This is a genomic window from Candidatus Symbiopectobacterium sp. NZEC135 (assembly GCF_025962695.1).
The window spans coordinates 1-1,274 of record NZ_JAGFPF010000521.1; the positions used below are offsets into that span (position 1 = coordinate 1).

A 1,274-nucleotide genomic window follows, 5' to 3' on the forward strand; every position below is an offset into this window, starting at 1 on the left:
AGGCGCTGTGTCAATAAAGAGAGTATATGGGACGAACTTTACCGCTGTAAGACCAGAATATTTTTGTGGTTGGTGCTACCCGTGATAGTCGTTTTCTCTCTCTATGTGGCATGGGGAACGCTCAAAAGCGATACGCCACCACCACAGCCGAAACGGTGTGAGAATGTGGACAGGGCTTATAACGATCAGTCAGAACAGGTAGCCGCTATCATGAGATACCAGATGCGCAAGAAACTCGGTTGCGATGGTAGATAAAATTGACGGTGCGGTGTAACGAAGGAGAAAGTCTATGTCAGGACGTGGTGCCATTCGCCTGGGGGATGCCCATTCAGGTGGAGGAAAAATGATTGAAGCCAGTGGCTTTCCTGTTAATGGCGTTCCGCAGTGTCTGCTTGGCGATAACGCAGTATGTCCTACCCACAAAGGAACGTTTCCGCTGGTTTCAGGCGGTGATGGTGCAGCGGTTCAGAATGGACGCCCCATGATATTTGAGCCAGGGAAACTGGCCTGTGGCTGTAGCGTGTCATCCTCATGTGCGGGGAATTACAACCGTAAGTAGTGATTACAGGGTAATAATTTCACATGAAACAGGACAAGTGATACTCCATCATTTATCAAAGCAAGGAATGGCCGCTGTGAACAAACACTGCGCACGATAATTGACGAATATCTTTTGATACCGGGCGTAAGTCACTCGCCAATATCCGCCATGATAGTGTCATGATCGGCGGTGGACGTGTGACTATTGGCTGATGGTTTGTGGTGCTTATGCACTACTCGGACGCTAGCTGACGCTATACTTTCTCAGGTAAATAGGCAGCAAAACGCAATCGACCTTTGTGGTAAAATGCCTCAGTGCCATTGGCATTTTATGCAACCGATGAGTTTTGAGTATTTTTCAAACCGATTAATCAACTTTAAAAGTATTAAAACATGCCATACACCTTAAGGCGTTAAATAATGCGAATTGAATTTAATATCTATATGAAGGTTATTGGTGCTGAGATTGGGGCCATACTGGGTATTTTTCAACAAATTTCAAGCTTGGATAATATTTACCGAGGGCAACGTGTTGATTGGTTTTTGACAGCTAAAAGCAAAAAAAAAGCCATGGAGAAGCTTATCATCAGAGATGAAAAACTAACTGATAAAGCTGTATACTTTCTAAAGAAAGATTTAACCAGTCATCCCCTGGTTTCAAAAACTATGTGGTCTGAAAATGGCACACAATTGATTGTGCAAAATTATTTAGGTAGCAGTATCGATAATTTCTG

2 protein-coding genes are annotated in these 1,274 nt (G+C 43.8%); both read left to right on the top strand.

Annotated features, from left to right (window positions below):
- The first annotated feature begins 289 nt into the window (after window positions 1-289).
- The gene (locus J5224_RS28410) at window positions 290-559 is read left to right on the top strand and encodes a PAAR domain-containing protein (RefSeq protein ID WP_264628450.1); all 270 of its coding nucleotides are present in this window, start codon (window positions 290-292) and stop codon (window positions 557-559) included.
- 401 nt (window positions 560-960) lie between these two features.
- On the top strand, window positions 961-1,274 hold a 314-nt coding region (locus tag J5224_RS28415), incomplete at its 3' end, for a hypothetical protein (RefSeq protein WP_264628451.1).